A 22,155-nucleotide genomic window follows, 5' to 3' on the forward strand; every position below is an offset into this window, starting at 1 on the left:
AGTGACAGAGCAATGAGCGACACGATCGCCACGCTGCCGGTGGTCGTCGAGAGCGACGGCACACCGCTGACCGAGCTGATCGGCCGGCGTCGCGCGGAGCTGCGCGCCACCCTCACCGAGCACGGCGGGCTGCTGTTGCGCGGTTTCGACGTCGGCGGGGTGGACGGCTTCGACGCCGTCGTCCGGGCGTTCTCCGGCGAGCCGCTGACCTACACCGAACGGTCCTCGCCCCGGCACGCCATCAAGGGCCGGGTCTACACCTCGACCGACTACCCGCCGGACGAGGAGATCTTCCTGCACAACGAGAACTCGTACCAGGCGTCCTGGCCGCTGACGCTGTTCTTCTACTGCATCACCCCGCCGGACACCCTCGGCGCGACCCCGCTGGCCGACGTCCGCCGGGTGTACGAGGCGATCGACCCGGACGTGCGGGCGGAGTTCGTCCGGCGGCGGTGGATGCTGGTGCGCAACTTCCACACCGACTTCGGCACCCGCTGGCAGGACGTGTTCGGCACCGCCGACCGGGCCGAGGTCGAGGCGTACGCGGCGCGCAACCGGATCGCGCTGGAGTGGATCGGCGCCGACGGCCTGCGTACCCGGGCGGTCCGCGACGTGGTGCACCACCGGCCCGGCTCGGACACCCCGCGCTGGTTCAACCACGCCACCTTCTTCCACGTGAGCACCCTGCCGAAGGACTACCAGGAGGGGCTGCTCGCCATGTTCGGCCCCGACGGACTGCCCTCGAACACCTACTACGGCGACGGCGGCGAGATCCCCGCCGACGTGCTGGACCACCTGCGGGCCGCGTACCGGGCCGCCAGCGTCCGCTTCGACTACCACCGCGACGACGTGCTGGTGGTCGACAACATGACCGCCGCGCACGCGCGGGAGCCGTTCACCGGCCCCCGCAAGATCGCCGTCGCGATGGCCGAACCGCACACCCCCGAGAGCGCTGGAGACAACTGATGGCCGAGCCCCGATTCCTGGTCGTCCGCAACGACGAGGAGCAGTACTCGATCTGGTCGGCCGACCGGGACCTGCCCGCCGGGTGGCACGACGCCGGGTTCGCCGGCTCCCGTGAGGAGTGCCTGGCCCACGTCGAGGCGGTCTGGACCGACCTGCGTCCGCGCTCGGTGCGGGAGGTCTCGTCGTGACCCGCGAGTGGACCTTCCCCGCCTCCTTCGCCCAGGAACGGGTGTGGCTGGCCAACCAGCTCGACCCCGGGTCCCCGGTCTACAACGTCTCCACCCCGTGGCGCTTCCCGGCCGGCGTCGACGCCGCCACCGCGGCCGAGGTGGTCGACCGGGTCGTGGCCCGGCACGAGGCGCTCCGCACCCACCTGCGTGCCGACGACGGCGCCCTGGTGCAGGTGGTGCGGGAGCACGAGCCCGTGGCGATCCCCACCGAGGACCTGCGCGACCGGCCGGAGGCCGAGCGCGCGGCCCGGTTCGCCGCGCTGCGCACCGAACTCGCCCACACGCCGATCCCGCTGGACGCCCCGCCGCTGTGGCGGGCCCGGCTGGTCCGCCTCGACGACGCCTGGTTGCTGCTGTTCGTGGTGCACCACGCCGTCTTCGACAGCCGCTCCGCGGTGCTGCTGGTCGACGAGCTCGCCGCGTTCAGCCGGGCCGCGCTGACCGGCGCGAGCGCCGCCGTGCCCGAGCTGCCCATCCAGTACGCCGATTTCGCGGCCTGGCAGCGTGACCAGCTCGCCGGCGCGGAGCTGGACCGGCAACTCGACTTCTGGAAGCGGCACCTGGCCGGCGCGCCGGCCGTCACCCGTCTGCCGCTGGACCGGCCCCGCCCCGCCCAGCTCGGCTTCGCCGGTGACGAGGTCCGCTTCGACCTGCCCGACGGGCTCCTCGACCGGATCGGCCAGCTCGCCGCCGGCGCGGCGGCCACGCCGTACATGGTGCTGCTGGCCGGCTTCGCGGCGCTGCTGTCCCGGATCTCCGGCGACACCGACGTGGTGGTCGGTGTCTCCACCGCCGGCCGGGACACCGCCGAGGTGATGCCGCTGATCGGCATGTTCGTCAACCCGGTCGCGCTGCGCTGCGACGTCGGCGGCGACCCGAGCTTCACCGAGCTGCTCGGCCGGGTCCGCGACGGACTGGTCGATGCGATGGAGCACGGCCAGACGCCGTTCCAGCGGATCGTCGAGGCGATCGACCCGCAGCGCGACCCGTCGGTGCAGCCGATCTTCCAGACCTCGCTGAACTTCATCCCGGACTCCGGCCTCGACCCGGTGGAACTCGGCACCACCAAGGACGACCTGGCCTTCGACGTCACGGCCGGGCAGAGCCGGCTGGTCTACCGCACCGACCTGTTCGACCGGTCCACCGCCGAGTCGGTGGTCACCCGCTACGTGCGGCTGCTCGACGCGGCCGTGACCGACCCGCAGCGGCCGGTCTCCGCGCTGCCGCTGCTCGACGACGCCGAGCGGGAGCTGGTCCTCGACGTCTGGGCCGGCGCCGGCACGGCGGGCCCGCTGCCCACCGTCGTGGACGAGGTGCAGCGGCAGGCCGCCGCCACCCCGGACGCCACCGCCCTGGTCTGCGCGGACGTGCGGCTGACGTACGCCGAGCTGAACACCGCCGCGAACCGGCTCGCCCGGGTGCTGGTGGCCCGGGGCGCCGGCCCGGAGACCCGGGTGGCGCTCGCCCTGCCGCGCGCGCCGGAGCTGCTGGTCGCCGTCCTCGCCGTGCTCAAGGCCGGCGCCGCGTACGTCCCGGTGGACACCGGCTACCCGGCCGGTCGGATCGCGTACCTGCTCTCCGACGCCGAGCCGGCGTTGGTGCTGGCCCTGCCGGAGACCGCCGCCCTGGTCGGCGGCGACCCGGTGCTGCTGGACGGCGAGACCGGCGCCGACCGGTCCGGCGCCGACCTCACCGACGCCGACCGGACCGCCCCGCTGCGCGCCGACCACCCGGCCTACGTGCTGTACACCTCCGGCTCCACCGGGCGGCCCAAGGGCGTGGTGGTGGAGCACCGCGCGCTCGCCGCGTACCTGGCCTGGGCCCGGGACACCTACCCGGGGCTGGCCGGCACCACGCTGCTGCACTCGCCGGTCTCCTTCGACCTCACCGTCACCGGCCTGCTCGGCCCGCTCACCGCCGGTGGCACGGTCCGGTTGGCCGCGATCGACTCGCCGCAGGCCCGGGCCGGCGGTCGCCCCAGCTTCCTCAAGGTCACCCCGAGCCACCTGCCGCTGCTCGACGCGGAGCTCTCCCCGACCACCGACCTGGTGATCGGCGGGGAGGCGCTCACCGGGGAGCAGCTGGCGGGCTGGCGTGCCACCCACCCGGACGTGGCGGTGGTCAACGAGTACGGCCCGACCGAGGCGACCGTCGGCTGCGTGGCCGCGCGGATCGGGCCCGGTGAGCCGATGGCCGCCGGGCCGGTGCCGATCGGCCGGCCCACCGCCGGGGCCCGGGTGTACCTGCTCGACGCCGCGCTGAACCCGGTTCCGCCGGGCGTGGTCGGGGAGCTGTACGTCGCCGGTGACCAGCTCGCCCGCGGCTACCTGCGGCGTCCCGCCCTCACCGCGGAGCGCTTCCTGCCCTGCCCGTACGGGCCGCCGGGGCAGCGGATGTACCGCACCGGCGACCTGGCCCGCCGCCGCGCCGACGGCACCCTGGACTACCTGGGTCGCCGCGACGACCAGGTCAAGGTGCGCGGCATGCGGATCGAGCTGGGTGAGATCGAGTCGGTGATGCTGGCCCACCCGGAGGTCCGTGAGGCGGCGGTGGCGGTGCGCGCCGACTCCGGCGAGCCGACGCTGGTCGGCTACCACGTCGGCACCGCCGAGGAGGCCCACCTCGTCGCCGAGCTGGCCCGGGAACTCCCCGCCCACCTGGTACCGACCGCTTTCGTCCGGCTCGACGCGCTGCCGCTGACCCCCAACGGCAAGCTCGACCGGGCGGCGCTGCCCGCCCCGGCCGCGGCGGCGTCCGGCGACGGCCACGTCCCGCCGCGCACCGACGCCGAGATCCTGGTGGCCGAGGTGTACGCCGACATCCTCCAGGTGGAGAAGGTGGGCGCGCACGACGACTTCTTCGCCCTCGGCGGCAACTCGCTGCGCGGCATGCGGGCGATGGCCCGGATCCGCGCCGAGGTCGACGTCGACCTGCCGATGCGGGCGCTGTTCAGCAGCCCGGTGGTGGCCGACCTGGCCGCGGTGATCGAGCAGCGCATCACCGCCGAGCTGGACCAGCTCTCCGACACCGAGGTCGCCGCGCTGCTGGCGGCCGAGAAGGACACCCCCGCATGACGGACCTGAAGGATCCCACCCGCGAGGCGGCCCGGGCGGCGCTGATCGCCCAGCGGCTGCGCCGGCGGCAGGCCGCGCCGACCGCCCGGGTCACGCCCCGGCCCGAGGGCGCCCCGGTGCCGCTGTCGTACGCCCAGGAGCGGGTCTGGTTCATGGACCAGATCGCGCCCGGCGAGGCGGCGTACCACATCGCGGTGCCGCTGCGGGTGCGCGGACCGCTCGACCGCACGGCGCTGCGCGCCGCCCTGGCGGCCCTGACCGCCCGGCACGAGTCGCTGCGCACCCGCTTCCCGGCGGACGCCGACGGCCGTCCCACGGTCGTGGTGGCCGAGCACGTCGAGGTGCCGCTGACCATCGTGGACGCCCCGGACGAGGCTGCCGCGCAGGCGCTGGTGGAGGCCGCCGCGGCCGAGCCGTTCGACCTGGCGACCGGGCCGCTGCTGCGCGCCCTGCTGATCCGGCTCGCCGACGACGACCACGTGCTCTTCCTCGGCAAGCACCACATCGTCGGTGACGGCTGGTCGGTCGACGTGCTGCTGCGCGACCTGATCACCTGCTACCGGGGCGGCGAGCCGCCCGCCCTGCCGGTGCAGTACGGCGACTTCGCCCACTGGGAGGCCCAGGAGCTGGACGGCCCGGCCGCCCGGGAGCACCTGGACTGGTGGAAGCGGCGACTGGCCGGGATCACCCCGCTGGAGCTGCCGCTGGACCGGCCCCGCCCGGCCACCCAGACCTACCGGGGCGACTTCGTCGAGTTCCAGGTGGACCGGGAGGTCACCGACGGGCTCGCCGCGTTGACCCGCAAGTGCGGCGGCACCCTGTTCATGACGCTGCTCGCCGCGTACCAGGTGCTGCTGTCCCGGCACGCCGGGCAGCACGACTTCGCCGTCGGGGCGTCCGTCGCCGGCCGGTCCGCGCCGGAGCTGGAGAACGTCGTCGGCATGTTCGTCAACATGCTGCCGCTGCGCGCCGAACTGGCCGGCGACCCCACCTTCACCGAACTGCTCCAGCGCACCCGCCGGGCGGTGCTGGACGGCTTCGAGCACGCCGAGGTGCCGTTCGCGAAGGTGGTCCACGAGCTGGGCCTGCCCCGCGACGTCAGTCGCTCGCCGGTGTTCCAGGCCATGTTCGTCCTGCAGAACTACGAGATGGGCCGCTTCGAGGGGGTCTCCGACAGCGCCGACGTGACCTTCCGGTGGACGCCGATGGAGCTGCGGGCCACCCGGTTCGACTTCGAGCTGCACGCCGTCGAGGTGACCGACGGGATCTGGGGCAAGCTGGTCTTCAACACCGACCTGTTCGACCGGGAGACCGTCGAGCGGACGGCCCGGCGCTGGGTCACCCTGCTGCGGTCGGTCGTCGTCGCCCCGGACACCCCGGTCTCCGCGCTGGACCTGCTCGCCCCGGACGAGCGGGAGCTGCTGGCCGCCTGGAACGACACCGCCGCCGAGTTCCCGGCCACGCAGACCCTGCACGGGCCGATCGAGGAGCGCGCGGCGGCCACCCCGGACGCGGTGGCCGTCACCATCGACGACCGGTCGGCGACGTACGCCGAGCTGAACGCGGCGGCCAACCGGGTCGCCCACCGGCTGCGGGCGGCCGGCGTCGGGCCGGAGACCCTGGTCGGGGTCTGCGCCGAGCGGTCGGTGGAGCTGGTGGCGGGTCTGCTCGGCGTGCTCAAGGCCGGCGGGGCCTACCTGCCGCTGGACCCGGAGTACCCGGCGGACCGGCTCGCCTTCATGGTCGATGACGCCGCCGCCCCGGTGGTGCTCGTGCAGCGGCACTTGCGCGACGTGCTGCCGGACACCGGCGCGACCGTGCTCGCCCTCGACGACGAGGCCGTCTGGGCGGACCGGCCCACCGACGATCCGCTTCCGGCGGCGGGCCCGCAGCATCTGGCGTACGTCATCTACACCTCCGGCTCGACCGGTCGGCCCAAGGGGGTGCCGAACACCCACCGGGGCATCGTCAACCGGCTCGACTGGATGCAGAAGACGTACCGGCTCGGCGCCGACGACGCGGTGCTGCAGAAGACGCCGGCCAGTTTCGACGTCTCGGTCTGGGAGTTCTTCTGGCCGCTGCGCGAGGGCGCCCGACTGGTGCTGGCGAGGCCCGGTGGGCACAAGGACGCCGGCTACCTGCGGGACCTGCTGGTCGCCGAGCGGGTCACCACCGCCCACTTCGTCCCGTCGATGCTGACCGTCTTCCTCGCCGAGGAGGGCGTCGAGGCGGCGACCGCGCTGCGCCGGGTGATCTGCTCCGGTGAGGAGCTGCCGTTGGCCTCGGCGGTCGACTTCACCTCCCGGCTGCCCTGGTGCGAGCTGCACAACCTGTACGGCCCGACCGAGGCGGCCATCGACGTCAGCGCCTGGCACTGCGACCCGGCACTGCTGTCCGGCCTGACCGGCGTGCCGATCGGCGGCCCGATCGCCAACCTGCGGCTGCACGTGCTGGACGAGCGCGGCGACCCCTGCCCGGTCGGGGTGGCCGGGGAGCTGCACATCGGCGGGGTGGGGCTGGCCCGCGGCTACCATCGCCGGCCGGCGCTGACCGCCGAGCGGTTCGTCCCCGACCCGTTCTCCGGCCAGCCGGGCGCGCGGCTCTACCGCACCGGCGATCTGGCCCGCTGGGTGGTCGCCCCGGCCGTACCCGGTGCCGCGACGGGCGGCCGGCCCGCCGGCGTCATCGAGTTCCTCGGCCGGATCGACCACCAGGTCAAGTTGCGCGGCCTGCGCATCGAGCTGGGTGAGATCGAGAGCGCGCTGCGCGAGCAGCCCGAGGTGACCGAGGCCGTGGTGATCGTCCGCGAGGACACCCCCGGCGACAAGCGGCTCACCGCCTACCTGGTCGGGGCGGCCGAGCACGCCGCGCTGCGGGCCGCGCTCAAGGAGACCCTGCCCGAGTACATGGTGCCGGCCGCGTTCGTCACTGTGGACGCCCTGCCGCTGACTCCCAACGGCAAGCTCGACCGCCGGGCGCTGCCGGCCCCGGTGGTGACCCGGGAGGCGTCGGTGGCGCTGGTCGAGCCGCGCGACGACACCGAACGGCTGCTCGCCGGCATCTGGCGGGAGGTGCTCGGCGTCGACACCCTCGGCATCGACGACGACTTCTTCGACCTCGGCGGGCACTCCATGCTCGCCACCCAGGTCGTGGCGCGGATCCGCAAGGCGGAGCACGGCGGGCGCGCCGTCGGCGTGATGGACCTGTTCCAGCAGCGGACCATCCGCGACCTGGCCGCGTTCATGACCGGCGGCGGCGACGGCGGCGACGAACCGCGCCGGCTGCTCTACGAGCTGACCAGGCCGATCCCCGCCGCGCAGCGGGTGCTCAGCTACGTCTGCGTCCCGTACGGCGGCGGCAGCGCCATCGTCTACCAGCCGCTGGCCGACGCGCTGCCCGCCGGCCACGCCCTCTGGTCACTGGCCATCCCCGGCCACGACGTGGGCCTGTCCGAGGACGCGTTGCCGTTCGAGGAGCTGACCCGCCGGGTCGCCGACGAGATCCTGGAACGGGTCGAGGGGCCGATCGCGCTCTACGGCCACTGCGGCGTGGGCAGCGCCATCGTCGCCGAGGTGGCCCGCAAGGTGGAGGCCGCCGGTCGCGAGTTGGAAGCCCTCTACATCGGTGCGATGTTCCCCTTCGCCCGTCCCAAGGGGGCCTTCGCCGCCCTGCGTACCCGGCTCGAACGGCTGCGCAGCAACCGGCACTACGCCAGCTGGCTCAAGTCGATGGGGGTGGACACCGACGAGCTGGACCCGGAGCAGGCCGACCGGATCATCAGCAACATGCGGGCCGACTCCCGCGCCTCGGAGGAGTACTTCACCGGCCTGCTCGACCGGGGCGCGGCGAAGCTGCGCGCGCCGATCATCTCGGTGGTCGGCTCGGAGGACCCGGTCACCGACTACCACACCGAGCGGTACGCCGAGTGGCAGTTCCTCAGCGACACGCTGGGCCTGGTGGTGCTCGACCAGGCCGGGCACTTCTTCCTCAAGTACCGCGCCGAGGAGCTGGCCGAGATCGTCACCCGGGCGCACCCGGCCGTGGCCGCCGGGGACGTCTCCGCGCTCGGCCCGGCCGCCCGGGGCGAGGACGCCGGCTGGGTGGTCGCCGACCATCAGCGGGTCGGCGTCGACGACGGGCCGGCGAGGCCGGTGGTGCAGCCGAGCATGGCCCGGTTCGTCGCGGTCACCGTCGGTCAGCTCGTCTCCACCACCGGCTCGGCGCTGACCGCGTTCGCCCTGCCGATCTGGCTGTTCACCCGTACCGGCTCGGTGGCCGACCTGGGCCTGCTCTGGGCGCTGGCGCTGATCTGCGGCGTGCTGATGCTGCCGGTGGCCGGCGCGGTCACCGACCGGATCAGCCGGCGGAAGATCATGATGATCGCGAGTTGCACCGCCGGCTCGGTCCAGCTGGCGCTCGCCGGGCTGCTCTGGAGCGACACCCTCGCCCTCTGGCACATCTACGCCCTCGTCGCGTTGGGCCAGGTGGCGGCGTCGTTCCAGCGGATCGCGTTCCAGTCGGCGGTGCCCCAGTTGGTGCCGAAGCGCTATCTCGGCCACGCGATGGGCATCACCCAGCTCTCCACCGGCGTGGCGATGCTGCTCATGCCGGTCTTCGCCGCCGGCCTGCTCGCCGCGATCGAGCTGAAGGGCATCCTCCTGCTCGACGTGGCCAGCTACCTGGTGGCGGTGGTGACCCTGGCCGTGGTCCGGTTCCCGGACCTGCTCGGCTGGCGACCCCGGGAACGGCTGCTGGTGGCCATCGCCAACGGTCTGCGCTACTCGTGGCAGCACCGCGGGTTCCGGTTGATGCTCGGCTACTTCGCCCTCGGCAACATCTTCCTCGCCCCGGCGCTGGTGCTCACCACGCCGCTGGTGCTCTCCTTCGGCACCGCGACGCAGGTGGCCCAGGTCGCTCTGGCCGAGGCGGTCGGCGCGGTGGCCGGCGGCGTGCTGATGGCGGTCTGGGGCGGCCCCCGGCACCGGCGGATGATCGGTGTGCTGATCGGCAACCTCGGCACCGCGGTCGGCTGCGTGCTGGTCGGCCTGGACGCCTCGCTCGCCATGGTCTGCGTCGGCTTCTTCTGGCTGGCCATGGCGATGACCACCGCGCAGTCGATCTACGCGACGATCGTGCAGGTCAAGGTGCCGCAGCGGTTCCACGGCCGGGTGTTCAGCCTGAACCAGACCATCTCCTGGTCCACCCTGCCGATCGGCTTCGCCGTCCTCGCCCCGGTGGCGACCGGGCTCTTCGAACCGATGCTCGCCCCGAACGGGGCGCTCGCCGGGTCGGTGGGCGCGGTGATCGGCACCGGCGAGGGCCGCGGCATCGGCTTCGCGTACGTCTGCTTCGGGCTGGTCCTCGTCCTGATCACTCTCGGCGGCTTCGCGACCCGGATGCTGCGCCGCTTCGACATCGAGGTGCCGGACTCCCTGCCCGACGACCTGATCGGCGCGCAGGAGCGGGAACGCCGGCTCGCCACGCGAACCGCCGACCGCCAACGGGAGTCGGTGCCCGCCTGAGCCGGACGGGAGGTGGGGATCCGTCCGGGACCCGGATCCCCACCTCCCGTCCTCACCACGGCACGGGCGGGTCCGTCAGGTCGTCCGTCGCCGGCTCCTCCGGCTCGGCCACCCAGGCGGAGAAGACCGGCACGCCGTGCCAGGGCCCCGTCCCGCCCCGCCGGTCGGTGGCCACCGCCACCACCGCGTACGGGTGGCCGAAGCGCAGCTCGGCGGTGCGGCGTACGCCGTCCGGGGGCAGGCTCTCCAGCACGGCCATCCCGGTGACCGCGGCGGCCTCGAAGCCGTACCGGCCGTAGCGGGCCATCGCCGCCTGCCGCGCCTCGACGCCCGGATCCGCCACGCCGAGCAGCCCGCCCAGCGCCCGGGCCGCCGCCGGGAAGCCCAGCGCCGGGTCGGTCAGCTCGTGCTCGTCCCGCGCGGACCAGCAGGGCAGCACCGCCTCGTGCCGCTCCTCCCGGCCGTCGCGGGCCCACACGGGCACCTTGTCCTCCCGCAGCGACCAGGCCGGCCCGGCACCGAGCGGCAGGTCGAACAGTGACCGGCGGTCCGCCGGCAGGTCGTCGCCGTCGAGCGCCGCGCCGCTCAGCTGGTACGCGGCGGCCAGCACGTCGCCCGGGGCGACGGCCGGGTCGGCGGCCACCGACAGCACCACCAGCCCGGCCCCGTCGCGTTCCACCGCCGATGCCGCGTGCACGGCGACGTCGCCCGCCGGACCGGTCGCCGCGATCCAGGCCCGGTGACCGTACTCCGGGGCGCGCAGCACCCGTTCGAGCCGTCCCGCCCACGGCCCGGCTCCGCCGAGCGCCGCACCCGGGGCGAGGTCGAACGGGTCGGCCCAGGAGATCCGGGTGGCCAGGGCGCTGGCCAGCATCACCAGCACCAGGGGTGTGACGGTCAACGGGAAGCGGTCGATCAGGCCGAGGGTGTGCTCCCGGGCCCACGCGTCCAGCCCGGCCTGGTCGGGCAGCGGGCCGGTCGCGGTCGTTCGGGGCAGGCCGGCCCGCCACCCGTCCAGCCCTGCCGGCTCGGTCCCCGGGCGGTGCCAGACCGCGGTCGCCGAGGGCACCAGCGGGTGTGGTGCGTCCAGCAGCGCGGTGGCCAGCCCGGCGGCGGTCACCGCGTCCACGCCGAGGACGTCGTCCAGTTCGTCGCGGAGCCCGCCGGTGGCGGCCGGGGCGGCCAGGGCCAGCAGCAGCCAGGCGCCGAGCGGGGAGGCCACCTGGTGCCGGTCACCGATGCGGGCGTGCAGCCGGGCGGCGTACCGGGCCAGCGGGGCGTGCAGGGTCGTCGTCATGCCCTCCACTGTGCCCGCCCGTGGCCCGGTCGGCATCCCGGTCAGGACCAGAGTTCGAACGGCTCGTCGATCCGGTCGCCGGTCAGGAACGGGGTCAGCAGCTCGGGCAGCCGGCCCGGGTAGAACCGGTCCCGGCCGGCCACCACCTCCCCGACCGGCCACCAGCGGAACCCGAAGTAGTCCTCGACCTCGTAGTCCAGCCGGTCGGCGCCGTCGACGTCCGGGGCGACGGCGTCGAGCCGTACCGTCATCACCACCTCGTCCTGCAGGTGCCGCCGCTGCCGGTGGACGAAGCTGGCCCGGCGTCGCCAGGACGGCGGCCCGAGCCGGTCGACGGTGACCACGAACCCGGTCTCCTCGCGCAGCTCACGCAGGGCCGTCTCGGTGTACGTCTCGCCCGGGTCGACGCCGCCGCCCGGCAGCTCCCACCAGGTGCCCAGCCGGGGGTGCTCCGGGTCGCGGGTGTGGAACAGCAGGATGTGCCCCCGCGCGTCGCGCACCACCAGTCGCACGGCGGTGCGTTCGACCACGGGCAGATCGCCCGGCAGCTCGATCATGGGTCCCCCTGGCCCGCCCGACCCCTGGCAGGATGGTGGTCGTGGCGGATGTCTTCGGTGAGGTCGCGGCCAGTTACGACGAGGCGCGGCCGGGCTATCCGGCCGCGGTCGCCGACACCATCCTCGCCTATCACCGCCGGACGCCGTCGCGGCTGGTCGAGGTGGGGGCAGGCACCGGGCTCGCCACCCGGACCCTGCTCGCGGTGGGCGCGCCGATCACCTGTGTGGAGCCCGACCGGCGGATGGCCGAGGTGCTGGCGGCCCGCTTCCCGGCCGTCGAGGTGGTGCGCGCCCGGTTCGAGGCGTGGACGCCGCCGCCCGGCGGGGTGCCGGTGCTGGTCTGCGCGATGGCCTGGCACTGGCTCGACCCGGCGACCCGGTGCGTCCGGGCGTGCGACGCGCTCGCACCGGGCGGCACCCTGGCCGTCCTCGCCCACTGCTACGACTACGTCGACCCGGCCCAGGGCGCGGCGATCCGGGCGGCGTTCGAGTCGGCGGACCCGGTCCGGCAGTCCGACCGTCCGGACGGCTGGTTCGGCGCGGAGATCACCGCCAGCGGGCTCTTCACCGACGTGCGCACCGAGTCGTTCCGTCGGGACGAGCCGCTGTCCACGGCCGCCTACCGGCGGCTGGTCAGCACCTTCTCCCCGCAGCTGCGTCGCCCGCCGGCGCTGCGGGAGCGGGTGTTGGCGGTGGTGGGCGCGGCGGTGGACGGGTTCGGCGGCACGGTGACCCTGGACCTGCGCACCACGCTGGTGCTGGCCCGCCGCCCGGGCTGACCGGCGCGGCGGGACGGCGGCCGGGCGGCGTTCCGGCCCGGGTACGGCTAGGCTGCCCGCCGTGGCAGGTCTGTTGAGAAACGTCGCGGTCCGGCTCGGCCGGGTCGCCGGGAGAGTGGCGCCGGCCGGATCGCCGGGGGCGATCCCGGCCCAGGTGGCCCGTCGGCGCCAGGTCAGCGCGTTGCAGCGCCGGGAGTTGACGTACGCCCCGGAGCTGGACGGCCACGCCGACCCCGGCGAGATCGTGTGGACCTGGGTGCCGTACGAGGACGACCCCCGGCAGGGCAAGGACCGCCCGGTGCTGGTGGTGGGCCGGCACAGCCGGACACTGTTCGGCCTGATGCTCTCCAGCCAGGGCGAGCGCGACGGGCAGCGGCACTGGCTGGCGCTCGGCCCGGGGGAGTGGGACCGGGACAACCGCCCGAGCTGGGTACGGCTGGACCGGGTGCTCACCATGCGGGAGGACAGCATCCGCCGGGAGGGCGCGGTGCTGGACCGGGACCGCTTCGACCGGGTCGGCCGGGCGCTGCGCGCCGGCTACGGCTGGCGCTGACCCCGGACGCGCCCTGGGCGTGCGGCCCCGGCCGGCTCAGCACTCCGCGAGGCGGGGGGCGTCGACGAGCTGCCGGGGCGCCCGGCGGCCGGTGACGCCCTTGGCCCGGTACATCGCGGCGTCGGCGGCGCAGAGCGCCTCGGTGAGCTGGGTGGGGCCGGTGACCGGGGCCAGTCCGACCGAGGCGGTGACCCGGACGCTGCACCCGGCCAGCGGGATCGGGGCGGCCATCGCCTCACAGAGCCGCCGGGTGGCGTGATCGATCCAGCGTCTGTCGACCGAGGGGGTGCTGAGCAGCCCGGCGAACTCGTCGCCACCGAGCCGGGCGACGAGGTTGTCCCCGGCGAAGGCGGTCAGCCGCTGCGCGACGCTGATCAGCACCTGGTCACCGGCGGCGTGGCCGTAGCGGTCGTTGACCTGCTTGAAGTCGTTGAGGTCGAGCACCACGGCGATCAGCGGCTGCCCGCCGGCGTCGGTGAGCAGGGCCGCCGCGATGCGGTGGAACGCCCGACGGTTGGGCAGCCCGGTCAGCGGGTCGTGACTGGCGGCGTGACGTTCCGCGGCGAGCTCGGCCTGCAGGTACGCGATCTCGGCCTCCGCCCGCAGCGCCCGGCGGCGCAGCTGCCACACGGAGACCAGCGCGCCTGCCGCGGAGATGCCGGACGCGAAGCTCAACGGATCCGGCACGAGACCTCCCTCGCGGCGTCGTCGACGGCCGGGCGGCGTCGGCCGTCGAGCCGGGCCGGGCCGTCGTTTCCCCAGGTGGCTGCCCGGGCGGGGTAACTGACAGTGAACGGCTGGGTACCGTTCATGTGCGTTATCATGCTCGCTGTCCGATGCAGATGCAATAGCAGATGCACGTGCAGCACGGCCCGGTCCGGCGTCGCGACCCTCTCGCCGCCTCACCGTCCACATGTGACGCCGGCGGGCTCTTCACCGCACAGAAAGACCCCTCATGCAGCAGCCTGAGAATGGCGTACCGGTCACCCAGCTACCGCCGTTGCGGTGGCAGAAGAGTCGACGGAGCAACCCCAGCGGCAACTGCGTCGAGCTGGCCGCGCTCCCCGGCGGGGCCGGCATCGCCGTCCGCAACTCGCGCCACCCGGAAGGGCCGGCGCTGATCTACACCGTGGCCGAGATCGCGGCCTTCGTCCTCGGCGCTCAGGACGGGGACTTCGACAACCTGATCAACTGACCCGGTCGACTCCCGCAGGCGGGACGGAATCATCCGCGTGGGCCAGTACATCTCACCGTGGGTCCATGGCATGCTTACACGTCGGTCGGGTCGGGCTGTCCGCTCGACTCAGGGCGCGCACGCGGAGGGCGGCACGTGGCGATGGCTACCGCGGAGGGGGGTCCGGCCACCGGACCCACCGTGCTGCGCATGCTGCTCGGCGCCCAGCTCCGGCGGCTGCGCGAGGCCAGCGGCGTGACCCGGGAGGGCGCCGGCTGGGAGATCCGCGCCTCCGAGTCGAAGATCAGCCGGATGGAGCTGGGTCGGGTCGGTTTCAAGGAACGTGACGTCGCCGACCTGCTCACCCTCTACGGCGTCGACGCCCCCGAGGAGCGGGAGGCGCTGCTCAAGCTCGCCCGGGACGCGAACAGCCCCGGGTGGTGGCACCGCTACGGCGACGTGCTGCCCAGCTGGTTCCAGTCGTACCTCGGGCTGGAGGCGGCCGCGTCGCTGATCCGCACCTACGAGGTGCAGTTCGTCCCCGGGCTGCTGCAGACCGCCGGGTACGCGCGCGCCGTCGTGCTGCTCGGCCACCGGCACGCCACCGCCGACGAGGTCGAGCGGCGGGTGGAGCTGCGGCTGCGCCGCCAGCAGCTGCTGCGCCGCGACCAGCCGCCGCAGTTGTGGGCGGTGGTCGACGAGGCCGCCCTGCGCCGGCCGATCGGCGGGCCGCAGGTGATGCGCGAGCAGCTCGACGCCCTGGCGGCGGCGACCCGCTCGCCGCACGTCCGGCTCCAGATCATCCCGTTCGACGCCGGTGGGCACGCCGCCGCCGGAGGCGCCTTCACCATCCTGCGCTTCGGTGACGACGACCTGCCCGACATCGTCTACATCGAGCAGCTCACCAGCGCCATCTACCTCGACAAGCGCGAGGACCTCGACTACTACGCGGTGGCGATGGAGCGGCTCTGCGTGGAGGCCGCGCCGCCGGAACGTACGCCGGAGATCCTGGCCCGGATCCGCGACGAGCTCTACCCGGCCTGACCGACCAGGGCGACGCCGACGCCTCGGGTGCCTCTACGATGGTCCGCGACCGCCGACAGTGGACGGACGTCGTCGTCGCAGGCGGAGCGACAGTCGTGGAGGCAGCTGTGAGCACCGACGCCCCGGGTGTCACCCCGGGCCCCGTCCACCCGAGCGACCGGATCGACACCTCGGTGGCGCACCCGGCCCGCCGCTACAACTACTGGCTCGGCGGCAAGGACAACTTCCAGGCCGACCGGGAGTCCGGGGACGCGATGGCCGAGCGCTTCCCGACCATCCGGATCAGTGCCCTGGAGAACCGCCGGTTCCTCCAGCGGGCGGTGGGCTACCTGGCCCGCGAGGCCGGCATCCGGCAGTTCCTCGACATCGGCACCGGCATCCCCACCGCCGACAACACCCACGAGGTCGCCCAGCGGATCGCCCCCGAGTCGCGGGTGGTCTACGTCGACAACGACCCGATCGTCCTCGCGCACGCCCGGGCGCTGCTGACCAGTTCGCCCGAGGGCGCCACCGCCTACATCGACGCCGACCTGCGCGATCCGGAGAAGATCCTGCATCACCCCGACCTGCGGCGCACGATCGACCTGTCCCGGCCGGTCGCGCTGATGCTGGTGGCGATCCTGCACTTCGTCCCGGACTCCGACGACCCGTACGCGGCGGTGCGCCGGCTGCTCGACGCGCTGCCGCCCGGCAGCTACCTCGCCGCCTCGCACGCCACCCACGAGTACCTCCCCCCGCAGGTCGCCGAGGAGGCGAAGGCGGCGGCGAAGGGCGGCGGCCCGCACGGGATCATCAACCTGCGCACCCTCGACGAGTTCACCGGCTTCTTCGCGGGCCTCGACGTGGTCGAGCCGGGCATCCGTTCGGTCGCCGAGTGGCGGGCCGAGTCCGAGCCGCAGCCGCGCCCGTCGGTGGTCGAGGTCAGCATGTACGGCGGGGTCGCCCGCAAGCCCTGACCCCTCGGAGCACCGGCGGCGACGACCCGGGCACCCGGAACATCCGGGAAACTTCGCCCATCCGGGTCGTCACTCGGCACGGCGGTTGGTGCGCGATCACCGCAGCAGGCAGACTGGACCACCATGTCGTCGCTCACGCCCGCCCTGCGCCTGCACGACCGCTACGTCCTGGTCGAGCGGATCGGCCTGGGCGGGATGTCCGAGGTATGGCGTGCCGACGACGAGGTGCTGCACCGGCCCGTCGCGGTCAAGGCGCTCGCCGGGCAGCTCGCCAGCGACCGCGAGCTGCGCGCCGCGATCCAGCGTGAGGCGCGCGCCGCCGCACGGCTCACCCATCCGCACGTCACCCAGGTCTACGACTACGGCGAGGCCAGCCTGCCCGGCGGCGTCGTCGTGCCGTACCTGGTGATGGAGCTGGTGAAGGGGCACAGCCTCGCCGACCGGCTCACCGGCGGCCCGCTCGCCTGGCCGGACGCGGTCCGCACCGCCGGCCAGGTCGCCGCCGCCCTGGCCGCCGCGCACCGGATCGGTGTGGTGCACCGCGACGTCAAACCGGCCAACGTGATGCTCACCGAGACCGGTGCGAAGGTGCTCGACTTCGGCATCGCCACCCTGGTCGGCCCCCGGCACCCGCTGACCGGAGCCGACGGTGCGCTGATGATGGGCACCCCGGCCTACTTCGCGCCGGAGCGGCTGACGCCCGGCCCGCCGAACCCGGCCAGCGACGTGTACGCCCTCGGGGCACTGCTCTACCGCGCCCTCACCGGCCGGCCCCCGCTGCCCGTGCAGACCTGGGAGGACGCGCTGGAGGTGCACGCCGCGCGGACACCGGTGCCGCCGCTGCGCGTGCCCGGGCTGCCCGCCGACGTCGCCGAGCTGACCATGGCCTGCCTCGCCGCCGACCCGGCCCGCCGGCCCACCGCGGCACAGCTCGCCGGCCGGTTCGGCACCGCCCCGCCGGCCGACCCGCCGACCGCGCTGCTGCCGACCGTGCCCGGGCCCGCCCATCCGCCCACCCTGATCGACCGCTCCGCCGCTGCGGCCCGTCCCGTCACCGGCCGTGTCGCGCCGCCGGCCCCGGCCGCCCGGCGGTCGAACCAGGCCCTCGGTGTGCTCGTCGCCGCCGGTGTCGCCCTGCTCGTCGGCCTGGTCGGCGTGCTCGCCCTCGACGACGAGCCCGACCGGCGCACCCCGGCCGCCCCGGCCCCCGCGACACCGGCGGAGGAGCCGACGAGCGTCGAAGCGCCCCCACCCACCACCAGCGCCCCGTCGCGCGGTGAGCGGCCCGCGCCCCGGACGGCCCGCCAGCTCGCCGCCGAGTTCGCGGCGCTGCTCGACCGGGCCGAGGCGGCCGGCGACGTCGACCCGGGGACGGCCGAGCAACTGCGCGACCGGCTGTCCGAGCTGGAGGAGGGCAAGCCCAAGGACCGGATCAAGCGGCTGCGGGAGCTGGCCGGCAAGCTCGCCGAGGCGGTCGAGAAGGATCGGATCGACGACGGGACGGCCGCCGACCTGCGGGACCTGCTCGCGGTCTGGCCCCGCTCACGCGGCACCGACGACGACTGACCCGGCTCAGCCCAGCTCGACCCGGTCGCCCACCGTGACCCGGCCGGGCCGCACCACGGCCGCGTACGCCCCGAGGCAGGGCTGCGGGCCCAGCCCGGGCAGCGGGACGACCCGGTTGAGCCGGGCCGGCGCGCGCAGCGCCTCCGGGTCACGGGGGAGCGGACCGTGCGCCAGGGTCGGCACCGCGCAGCGGGGCGTCGGCGCCAGCACTCGCAGCACCAGCTCCGGGCCGATCCGCAGTTCCCGGCCCACCCAGTCGTTCTCGGCGAACCCGTCGTCGGTGTTCTCGACGACCAGGTTCGGCCGGTAGCGGACCGGGTCGGCCCCGCCGGCTGCGGCCAGGGTGGCGGTGGTGAGCAGGTGCACCGGCGCGAAGTCGACCAGGCTGCCCGGCGGGGCGGCGGCACCCACCGGCCCGTGCGTCGTCGGCACCGTTGCGTCGAGGCCGGCGGCCAGTACCGCCTCCGGGTCGGCCCGTTCCAGCACGGCGTCCGGCGGCGGGTCGCCGGTCAGCGTGACCGGGCGGCCCAGCAGCCGGGACAGGACGGCGTCCACGTCGGCGTCGCGGGTGGATCGGGCGGCACCGTCGGGCAGGTCGAGCCGGACCACGTCGGGCGCGGCGCCGGACGCGCGCACGGTGAGCAGGCGCCGCCACAGCCGGGGCTGCTTGGCGCTGGCCACCCGCCCGGTCTCCCGGTCCAGCAGGGCGTACCGGCGGTCCCCGGCGACGCCGCGCTCGTCCACCGTGGCGCCGGTGAGCGCCTCGCCGAGCATCGACTTCACCGGGTAGCGCCACAACTGCCTCAGCTGTCCGGTCACCGTCACCGGTCCACCGTAGGCGACACCAGCGCCGTCGCGCCGTCCCGCGCCCGGCCCCGAGCGCCACCGTTCGCGCCGCCTGCTCGGCCACGCCGGTGTCCTTGCAGGCGGCCGTCGAGAGGCGCGGCGTCCAGCTCGTGCCCGGTGAGGGAGAGCTCGGGGAAGACCACCATCCGGGGCGTCGGCGACGTCGTACGGCACACAGGGCGGCCGGGCGACGGCGATGGTGAGCGGTGTACGCACGGCGGGGCCCTCCCGGTGGGTCCGAACTGCGCGAGGTGCCGTGGGGTGTCGTGGCGGTGGAGAGCGCGGGGCCGGGCCGGGGACGCTCTACCGTAGAGTCGCGCCGTGATCGAGATCGGCGCGCGGGTCGACCTGGCCCACCCTCCGCACCGGGTGTGGCGCGCACTGACGGACCGGGAGTTGCTCGCCCGCTGGTTCGCCGAGGTCGACGCCGGGCCCGGGGAGCGGCTGCTGCTGCACACCGCCGGGCTACCGGGTTTCGACGTCGCCGTCGACGCCGAGGTGGTCGACCGGCGGGCGCCGGAATCGCTGGTGCTGCGGTGCGACGAGGCCGGCCGGCGCAGCCGCCTGAGCTGTGTCGTGGTCCCCACCGCCGAGGGTTGCCGGCTGTCGGTCACCGAGACCCTGGAACAGGGCGGGTGGCCCGCCGGACTGCACGCCGACCGGGAGCGGCACCACGAGCAGGCCCTCACCGTGCGGCTGCCCGCCATCCTGGACTGGCTGGCCTTCCGGGAGGTCGACCTGCGCCGGGGCGAGGGCGCCGCGACGGCGGAGCTGCCGCTGGTGCCGGCGTACCACCCGGCGCGACGGGGCAGTCGGCGAGCGGTGGGGTGGGTCGCCGGCGCGGTGGTCGGGGTCCTGGTCGCCGGCGCGGTGGCGGTGTGGGCCGTGCTGCCCGGCCCCCCGGAGCGCGCCGCCGGGGTCGACCCGTTGCCGCCGCCGGCCGTGGCCGGCGCCACCAGCCGGCCGCCCCGGACCTCCGGGCCGGCCACCCCCGGCCGCTCCGTCGGCGCGGCGACCGCCCGCCCGAGCCGCAGCGCCTCGCCACGGGCCTCCCGCACCCCCGCACCGGTCACCCCGCCCCCCGGGATGACCGCCCGCTACGAGACCGCGTCGACCCGCCTGTTCGGCTGGACCGGCGAGGTGGTGCTCGACAATCCCGGCGACGCCCCGGCGACGGGCTGGACCGTGGTCGTCACGCTCGCCACGTCCGGCACGGTCACCGGCGCCAGCGGGGCCGACTGGCGGCAGGACGGCCGGACCGTCACCTTCACCGGCACGCCCGTCCCGGCCGGGCGGTCGAGGACGATCAGCTTCGACGTCCGCGACGGCGACCCCCTCAGCCGGTCGCCGCGCGGCTGCACCGTCGACGGTGATCCCTGCGCCGGTCTCTGACCGGGGGCGCTGCCGGCCGACCCGGCCCCGCCGCCGCCCGCAACGCCCTCAGCGTGCGGGGCAGGGACATCGCGGCCGGTGCCGGGTGCGGTCCGCGCGGCACGGGCGCGACGCCGCCGACCTCGGACGCGACCCGCTGCCCGGCCGGGGGGCGGGTGATCCGATCGTCCGTCGCGCACGTACTGCCCGGTGGGGACCGTGAGAGGGGCGCACATGGCGGAGCCGGATCGCAGCGATCGTCCGACGGCGGGGGAGGCGGCGGGCCACACGCCGCCGGCCGTCGAGCCGACCGGGGCGTCCGCCGCGCCGGTCGTGCAGGTCACCGGTGAGCCGGCGGACGAGCCGCCGCACCGGTCGCCGTGGCAGAGCGGGGCCCGACTGCTCGCCGCCGCCGCGATCATGGTGCTGGCCCTGGGCGCGCTGGCGGTGACCGTCACCCTGGCCAACCCCGACCGGCTCGGGGTCGCCTTCTCCGGGGCCCGGCCGACCGCGCCGACGGTCGCGCCCGCCGCACCCGGCCGGGGCGGGACGGCCCGGGCCGCGGCGGCCGAGCAGGCGCTGACGGCCCCGCTGGCCGGCCGGCGGCGGGCCACCTTCGAACTGGCGGACGGGTTGACCTCGTTCCGGCTGCGCACCGGGGACCTCGGCGACGACCTGTACCAGATCAGCAGCCCGGCCGACTCCGGCGTGCTGCCCCGGCCCGAGCTGCTGGGCGAGCGGGTGCAGGTGCGCCTCGTCGAGAGCGGCCGTGCCGGCAGGGGCGTCGTCGACGTGGTGCTCACCTCCCGGGTCACCTGGCGGCTGCGCCTGGTCGGCGGGGTCAGCGAACACCTGCTCGACCTGAGCTCCGCCCGGCTGTCCGGGGTGGAGGTGATCGGCGGCGCGGCCCGGATCGACCTGCGCCTGCCCGAGACCCGGGGCACCCTCACCGTGCGGATGACCGGTGGGGTCGACCAGTTCGTGGTCCACGCGCCCGGCCGGCCGCCGGTCCGGGTCCGCGCCGGCTCCGGCGCCGGCGGCGTCACCGTGTACGACGACCGGCGCGACGGGGTGGGCCCCGGCGAGATCATCAGCTCCCCGAACTGGGACCGCTCGGTCGGGCGGGTGTACGTCGACCTGGTCGCGGGCGCCCACACCGTCACGGTCCGCGCCGCCTGATCCGGTCCGCGTCGTGATCCGCGTTCCCGGCATAGAGTCGGGCGATGGACCGTACCGAATCGTTGCCGGCGCAGACCCGACCACCCGGTGTGGTTCCAGCCGACCCGGGCAGCGTGCTGCTGCCCGGCCACGACGTTCCCCTCGGGCGCTACACCACGGTGCGTCGGCTGCTGCCGCAGCGGCAGCGCCGGATGGTCGGCGCCTGGTGCTTCGTCGACCACTTCGGCCCGGACGACGTGGCGCAGCGGCCCGGCATGGAGGTCCCGCCGCACCCGCACACCGGCCTGCAGACCGTCACCTGGCTGCTCGACGGGGAGATCGTGCACCGCGACAGCCTCGGCAACGTGCGGCCCATCCGCCCCGGCCAGCTCAACGTGATGACCTCCGGGCACGGCATCGCACACTCCGAGCGGTCGCCCGCGACCCACCCGCCGGTGATGCACGGGGTGCAGCTCTGGGTGGCGCTGCCCGATCCGGCGCGGGCCGGCGCGGCCGGCTTCGCCCACCACGCCGAGCTGCCCCGCTGGCGCGACGGCGAGCTGGAGCTGACCCTGCTCGTCGGCGAGTGGGGCGGCGAACGCTCCCCGGCGGTGGTGCACACCCCGCTGCTCGGCGCGCAACTGGAGGCCCGCGGGCCGGCGCGGGCCACGCTGCCGTTGCGCCCCGACTTCGAGTACGGCCTGCTGGCGATGTCCGGCGCGGCGGAGGTGGACGGGCGGGCCCTCGCCCCGGGCGCGTTGCTCTACCTCGGCGCAGGGCGGGACCGGTTGGCGCTGGCCGCCGACCCGGGCAGCCGGCTGATGCTGCTCGGCGGCGAGCCGTTCGAAGAGCCGCTGGTGATGTGGTGGAACTTCGTCGGGCGCTCGCACGAGGAGGTGGCCGCCGCCCGGGAGGACTGGATGGCCGGCCGCCGTTTCGGCACGGTCGCCGACGACGCGGCCCCGCCGCTGCCCGCCCCGGAGATGCCGACCACCCGGCTCAAGGCCCGCGACCGGCACGGCGGCCTGCGCGGCTGACCGGCAGGAGTACCCACCGTCGGGG

17 protein-coding genes are annotated in these 22,155 nt (G+C 75.3%); 13 read left to right on the top strand and 4 right to left on the bottom strand.

Annotated features, from left to right (window positions below):
* Positions 1–12 precede the first annotated feature (12 nt).
* The 4 genes from GA0070560_RS11225 to GA0070560_RS11240 are packed head-to-tail and all read left to right on the top strand — an operon-like array spanning position 13 to position 9,792.
* Complete coding sequence (locus GA0070560_RS11225; RefSeq protein ID WP_091294633.1) at positions 13–966, top strand: TauD/TfdA family dioxygenase; 954 nt, start codon at positions 13–15, stop codon at positions 964–966.
* Positions 966–1,154, top strand: a complete 189-nt coding sequence (locus tag GA0070560_RS11230) for an MbtH family protein (RefSeq protein WP_091294635.1) — start codon at positions 966–968, stop codon at positions 1,152–1,154. Before GA0070560_RS11225 ends, GA0070560_RS11230 begins: the two co-directional genes overlap by 1 nt.
* A complete protein-coding gene (locus tag GA0070560_RS11235; RefSeq protein WP_091294638.1) occupies positions 1,151–4,270 on the top strand; it encodes a non-ribosomal peptide synthetase in 3,120 nt (1,039 codons plus the stop codon). The genes GA0070560_RS11230 and GA0070560_RS11235 overlap by 4 nt, the downstream gene beginning before the upstream one ends.
* On the top strand, positions 4,267–9,792 hold the full coding sequence (locus GA0070560_RS11240; RefSeq protein WP_091294640.1) for a non-ribosomal peptide synthetase/MFS transporter: 5,526 nt from the start codon (positions 4,267–4,269) through the stop codon (positions 9,790–9,792). Before GA0070560_RS11235 ends, GA0070560_RS11240 begins: the two co-directional genes overlap by 4 nt.
* Positions 9,793–9,844: 52 nt before the next feature.
* Here GA0070560_RS11240 and GA0070560_RS11245 read toward each other — a convergent pair whose 3' ends face one another.
* Both GA0070560_RS11245 and GA0070560_RS11250 read right to left on the bottom strand, forming a co-directional pair.
* On the bottom strand, positions 9,845–11,089 hold the full coding sequence (locus GA0070560_RS11245; protein WP_091294643.1) for a hypothetical protein: 1,245 nt from the start codon (positions 11,087–11,089) through the stop codon (positions 9,845–9,847).
* A gap of 41 nt (positions 11,090–11,130) precedes the next feature.
* Positions 11,131–11,646 carry an NUDIX hydrolase gene (locus GA0070560_RS11250; protein WP_170839362.1) on the bottom strand — a complete coding sequence of 172 codons (516 nt, stop codon included), beginning with the start codon at positions 11,644–11,646 and terminating at the stop codon, positions 11,131–11,133.
* 41 nt (positions 11,647–11,687) lie between these two features.
* Here GA0070560_RS11250 and GA0070560_RS11255 point away from each other — a divergent pair, with 41 nt between their 5' ends.
* Together GA0070560_RS11255 and GA0070560_RS11260 are read left to right on the top strand one after the other, a co-directional pair.
* Positions 11,688–12,425: a class I SAM-dependent methyltransferase gene (locus GA0070560_RS11255; protein WP_170839363.1), complete on the top strand. Its 738-nt coding sequence runs from the start codon at positions 11,688–11,690 to the stop codon at positions 12,423–12,425.
* A 61-nt stretch (positions 12,426–12,486) separates the two neighbouring features.
* Positions 12,487–12,978, top strand: a complete 492-nt coding sequence (locus tag GA0070560_RS11260; protein ID WP_091294647.1) for a type II toxin-antitoxin system PemK/MazF family toxin — start codon at positions 12,487–12,489, stop codon at positions 12,976–12,978.
* Between the two features lie 36 nt (positions 12,979–13,014).
* On the opposite strand, the gene GA0070560_RS11265 is transcribed toward GA0070560_RS11260, so the two are convergent.
* A complete protein-coding gene (locus tag GA0070560_RS11265) occupies positions 13,015–13,665 on the bottom strand; it encodes a GGDEF domain-containing protein (protein ID WP_091294649.1) in 651 nt (216 codons plus the stop codon).
* Positions 13,666–13,933: 268 nt separating this feature from the next.
* Here GA0070560_RS11265 and GA0070560_RS11270 point away from each other — a divergent pair, with 268 nt between their 5' ends.
* The 4 genes from GA0070560_RS11270 to GA0070560_RS11285 all read left to right on the top strand — a co-directional run bounded on the left by GA0070560_RS11270 (position 13,934) and on the right by GA0070560_RS11285 (position 17,718).
* Positions 13,934–14,173 carry a DUF397 domain-containing protein gene (locus tag GA0070560_RS11270; RefSeq protein WP_091294650.1) on the top strand — a complete coding sequence of 80 codons (240 nt, stop codon included), beginning with the start codon at positions 13,934–13,936 and terminating at the stop codon, positions 14,171–14,173.
* A gap of 135 nt (positions 14,174–14,308) precedes the next feature.
* A complete protein-coding gene (locus tag GA0070560_RS11275; protein ID WP_170839364.1) occupies positions 14,309–15,196 on the top strand; it encodes a helix-turn-helix domain-containing protein in 888 nt (295 codons plus the stop codon).
* Between the two features lie 107 nt (positions 15,197–15,303).
* Entirely contained in the window at positions 15,304–16,152 is an 849-nt protein-coding gene (locus GA0070560_RS11280; protein ID WP_091294651.1) for an SAM-dependent methyltransferase, read from the top strand.
* A gap of 123 nt (positions 16,153–16,275) precedes the next feature.
* The gene (locus tag GA0070560_RS11285; protein WP_091294652.1) at positions 16,276–17,718 is read left to right on the top strand and encodes a protein kinase domain-containing protein; all 1,443 of its coding nucleotides are present in this window, start codon (positions 16,276–16,278) and stop codon (positions 17,716–17,718) included.
* A 6-nt stretch (positions 17,719–17,724) separates the two neighbouring features.
* Here GA0070560_RS11285 and GA0070560_RS11290 read toward each other — a convergent pair whose 3' ends face one another.
* Positions 17,725–18,543, bottom strand: coding sequence for an MOSC domain-containing protein (locus tag GA0070560_RS11290; RefSeq protein WP_245675470.1), 819 nt, complete (start codon positions 18,541–18,543; stop codon positions 17,725–17,727).
* A 342-nt stretch (positions 18,544–18,885) separates the two neighbouring features.
* On the opposite strand from GA0070560_RS11290, the gene GA0070560_RS11295 reads away from it, so the two are divergent.
* The 3 genes from GA0070560_RS11295 (at position 18,886) to GA0070560_RS11305 (ending at position 22,130) form a co-directional block, all read left to right on the top strand.
* Positions 18,886–19,956, top strand: a complete 1,071-nt coding sequence (locus GA0070560_RS11295) for an SRPBCC domain-containing protein (protein ID WP_091294653.1) — start codon at positions 18,886–18,888, stop codon at positions 19,954–19,956.
* A gap of 213 nt (positions 19,957–20,169) precedes the next feature.
* Positions 20,170–21,114 carry a hypothetical protein gene (locus tag GA0070560_RS11300; protein ID WP_245675471.1) on the top strand — a complete coding sequence of 315 codons (945 nt, stop codon included), beginning with the start codon at positions 20,170–20,172 and terminating at the stop codon, positions 21,112–21,114.
* 44 nt (positions 21,115–21,158) lie between these two features.
* A complete protein-coding gene (locus tag GA0070560_RS11305; protein WP_091294654.1) occupies positions 21,159–22,130 on the top strand; it encodes a pirin family protein in 972 nt (323 codons plus the stop codon).
* Positions 22,131–22,155 lie beyond the last annotated feature (25 nt).

It is taken from the genome of Micromonospora halophytica (genome assembly GCF_900090245.1).
GTDB lineage: Bacteria > Actinomycetota > Actinomycetes > Mycobacteriales > Micromonosporaceae > Micromonospora > Micromonospora halophytica.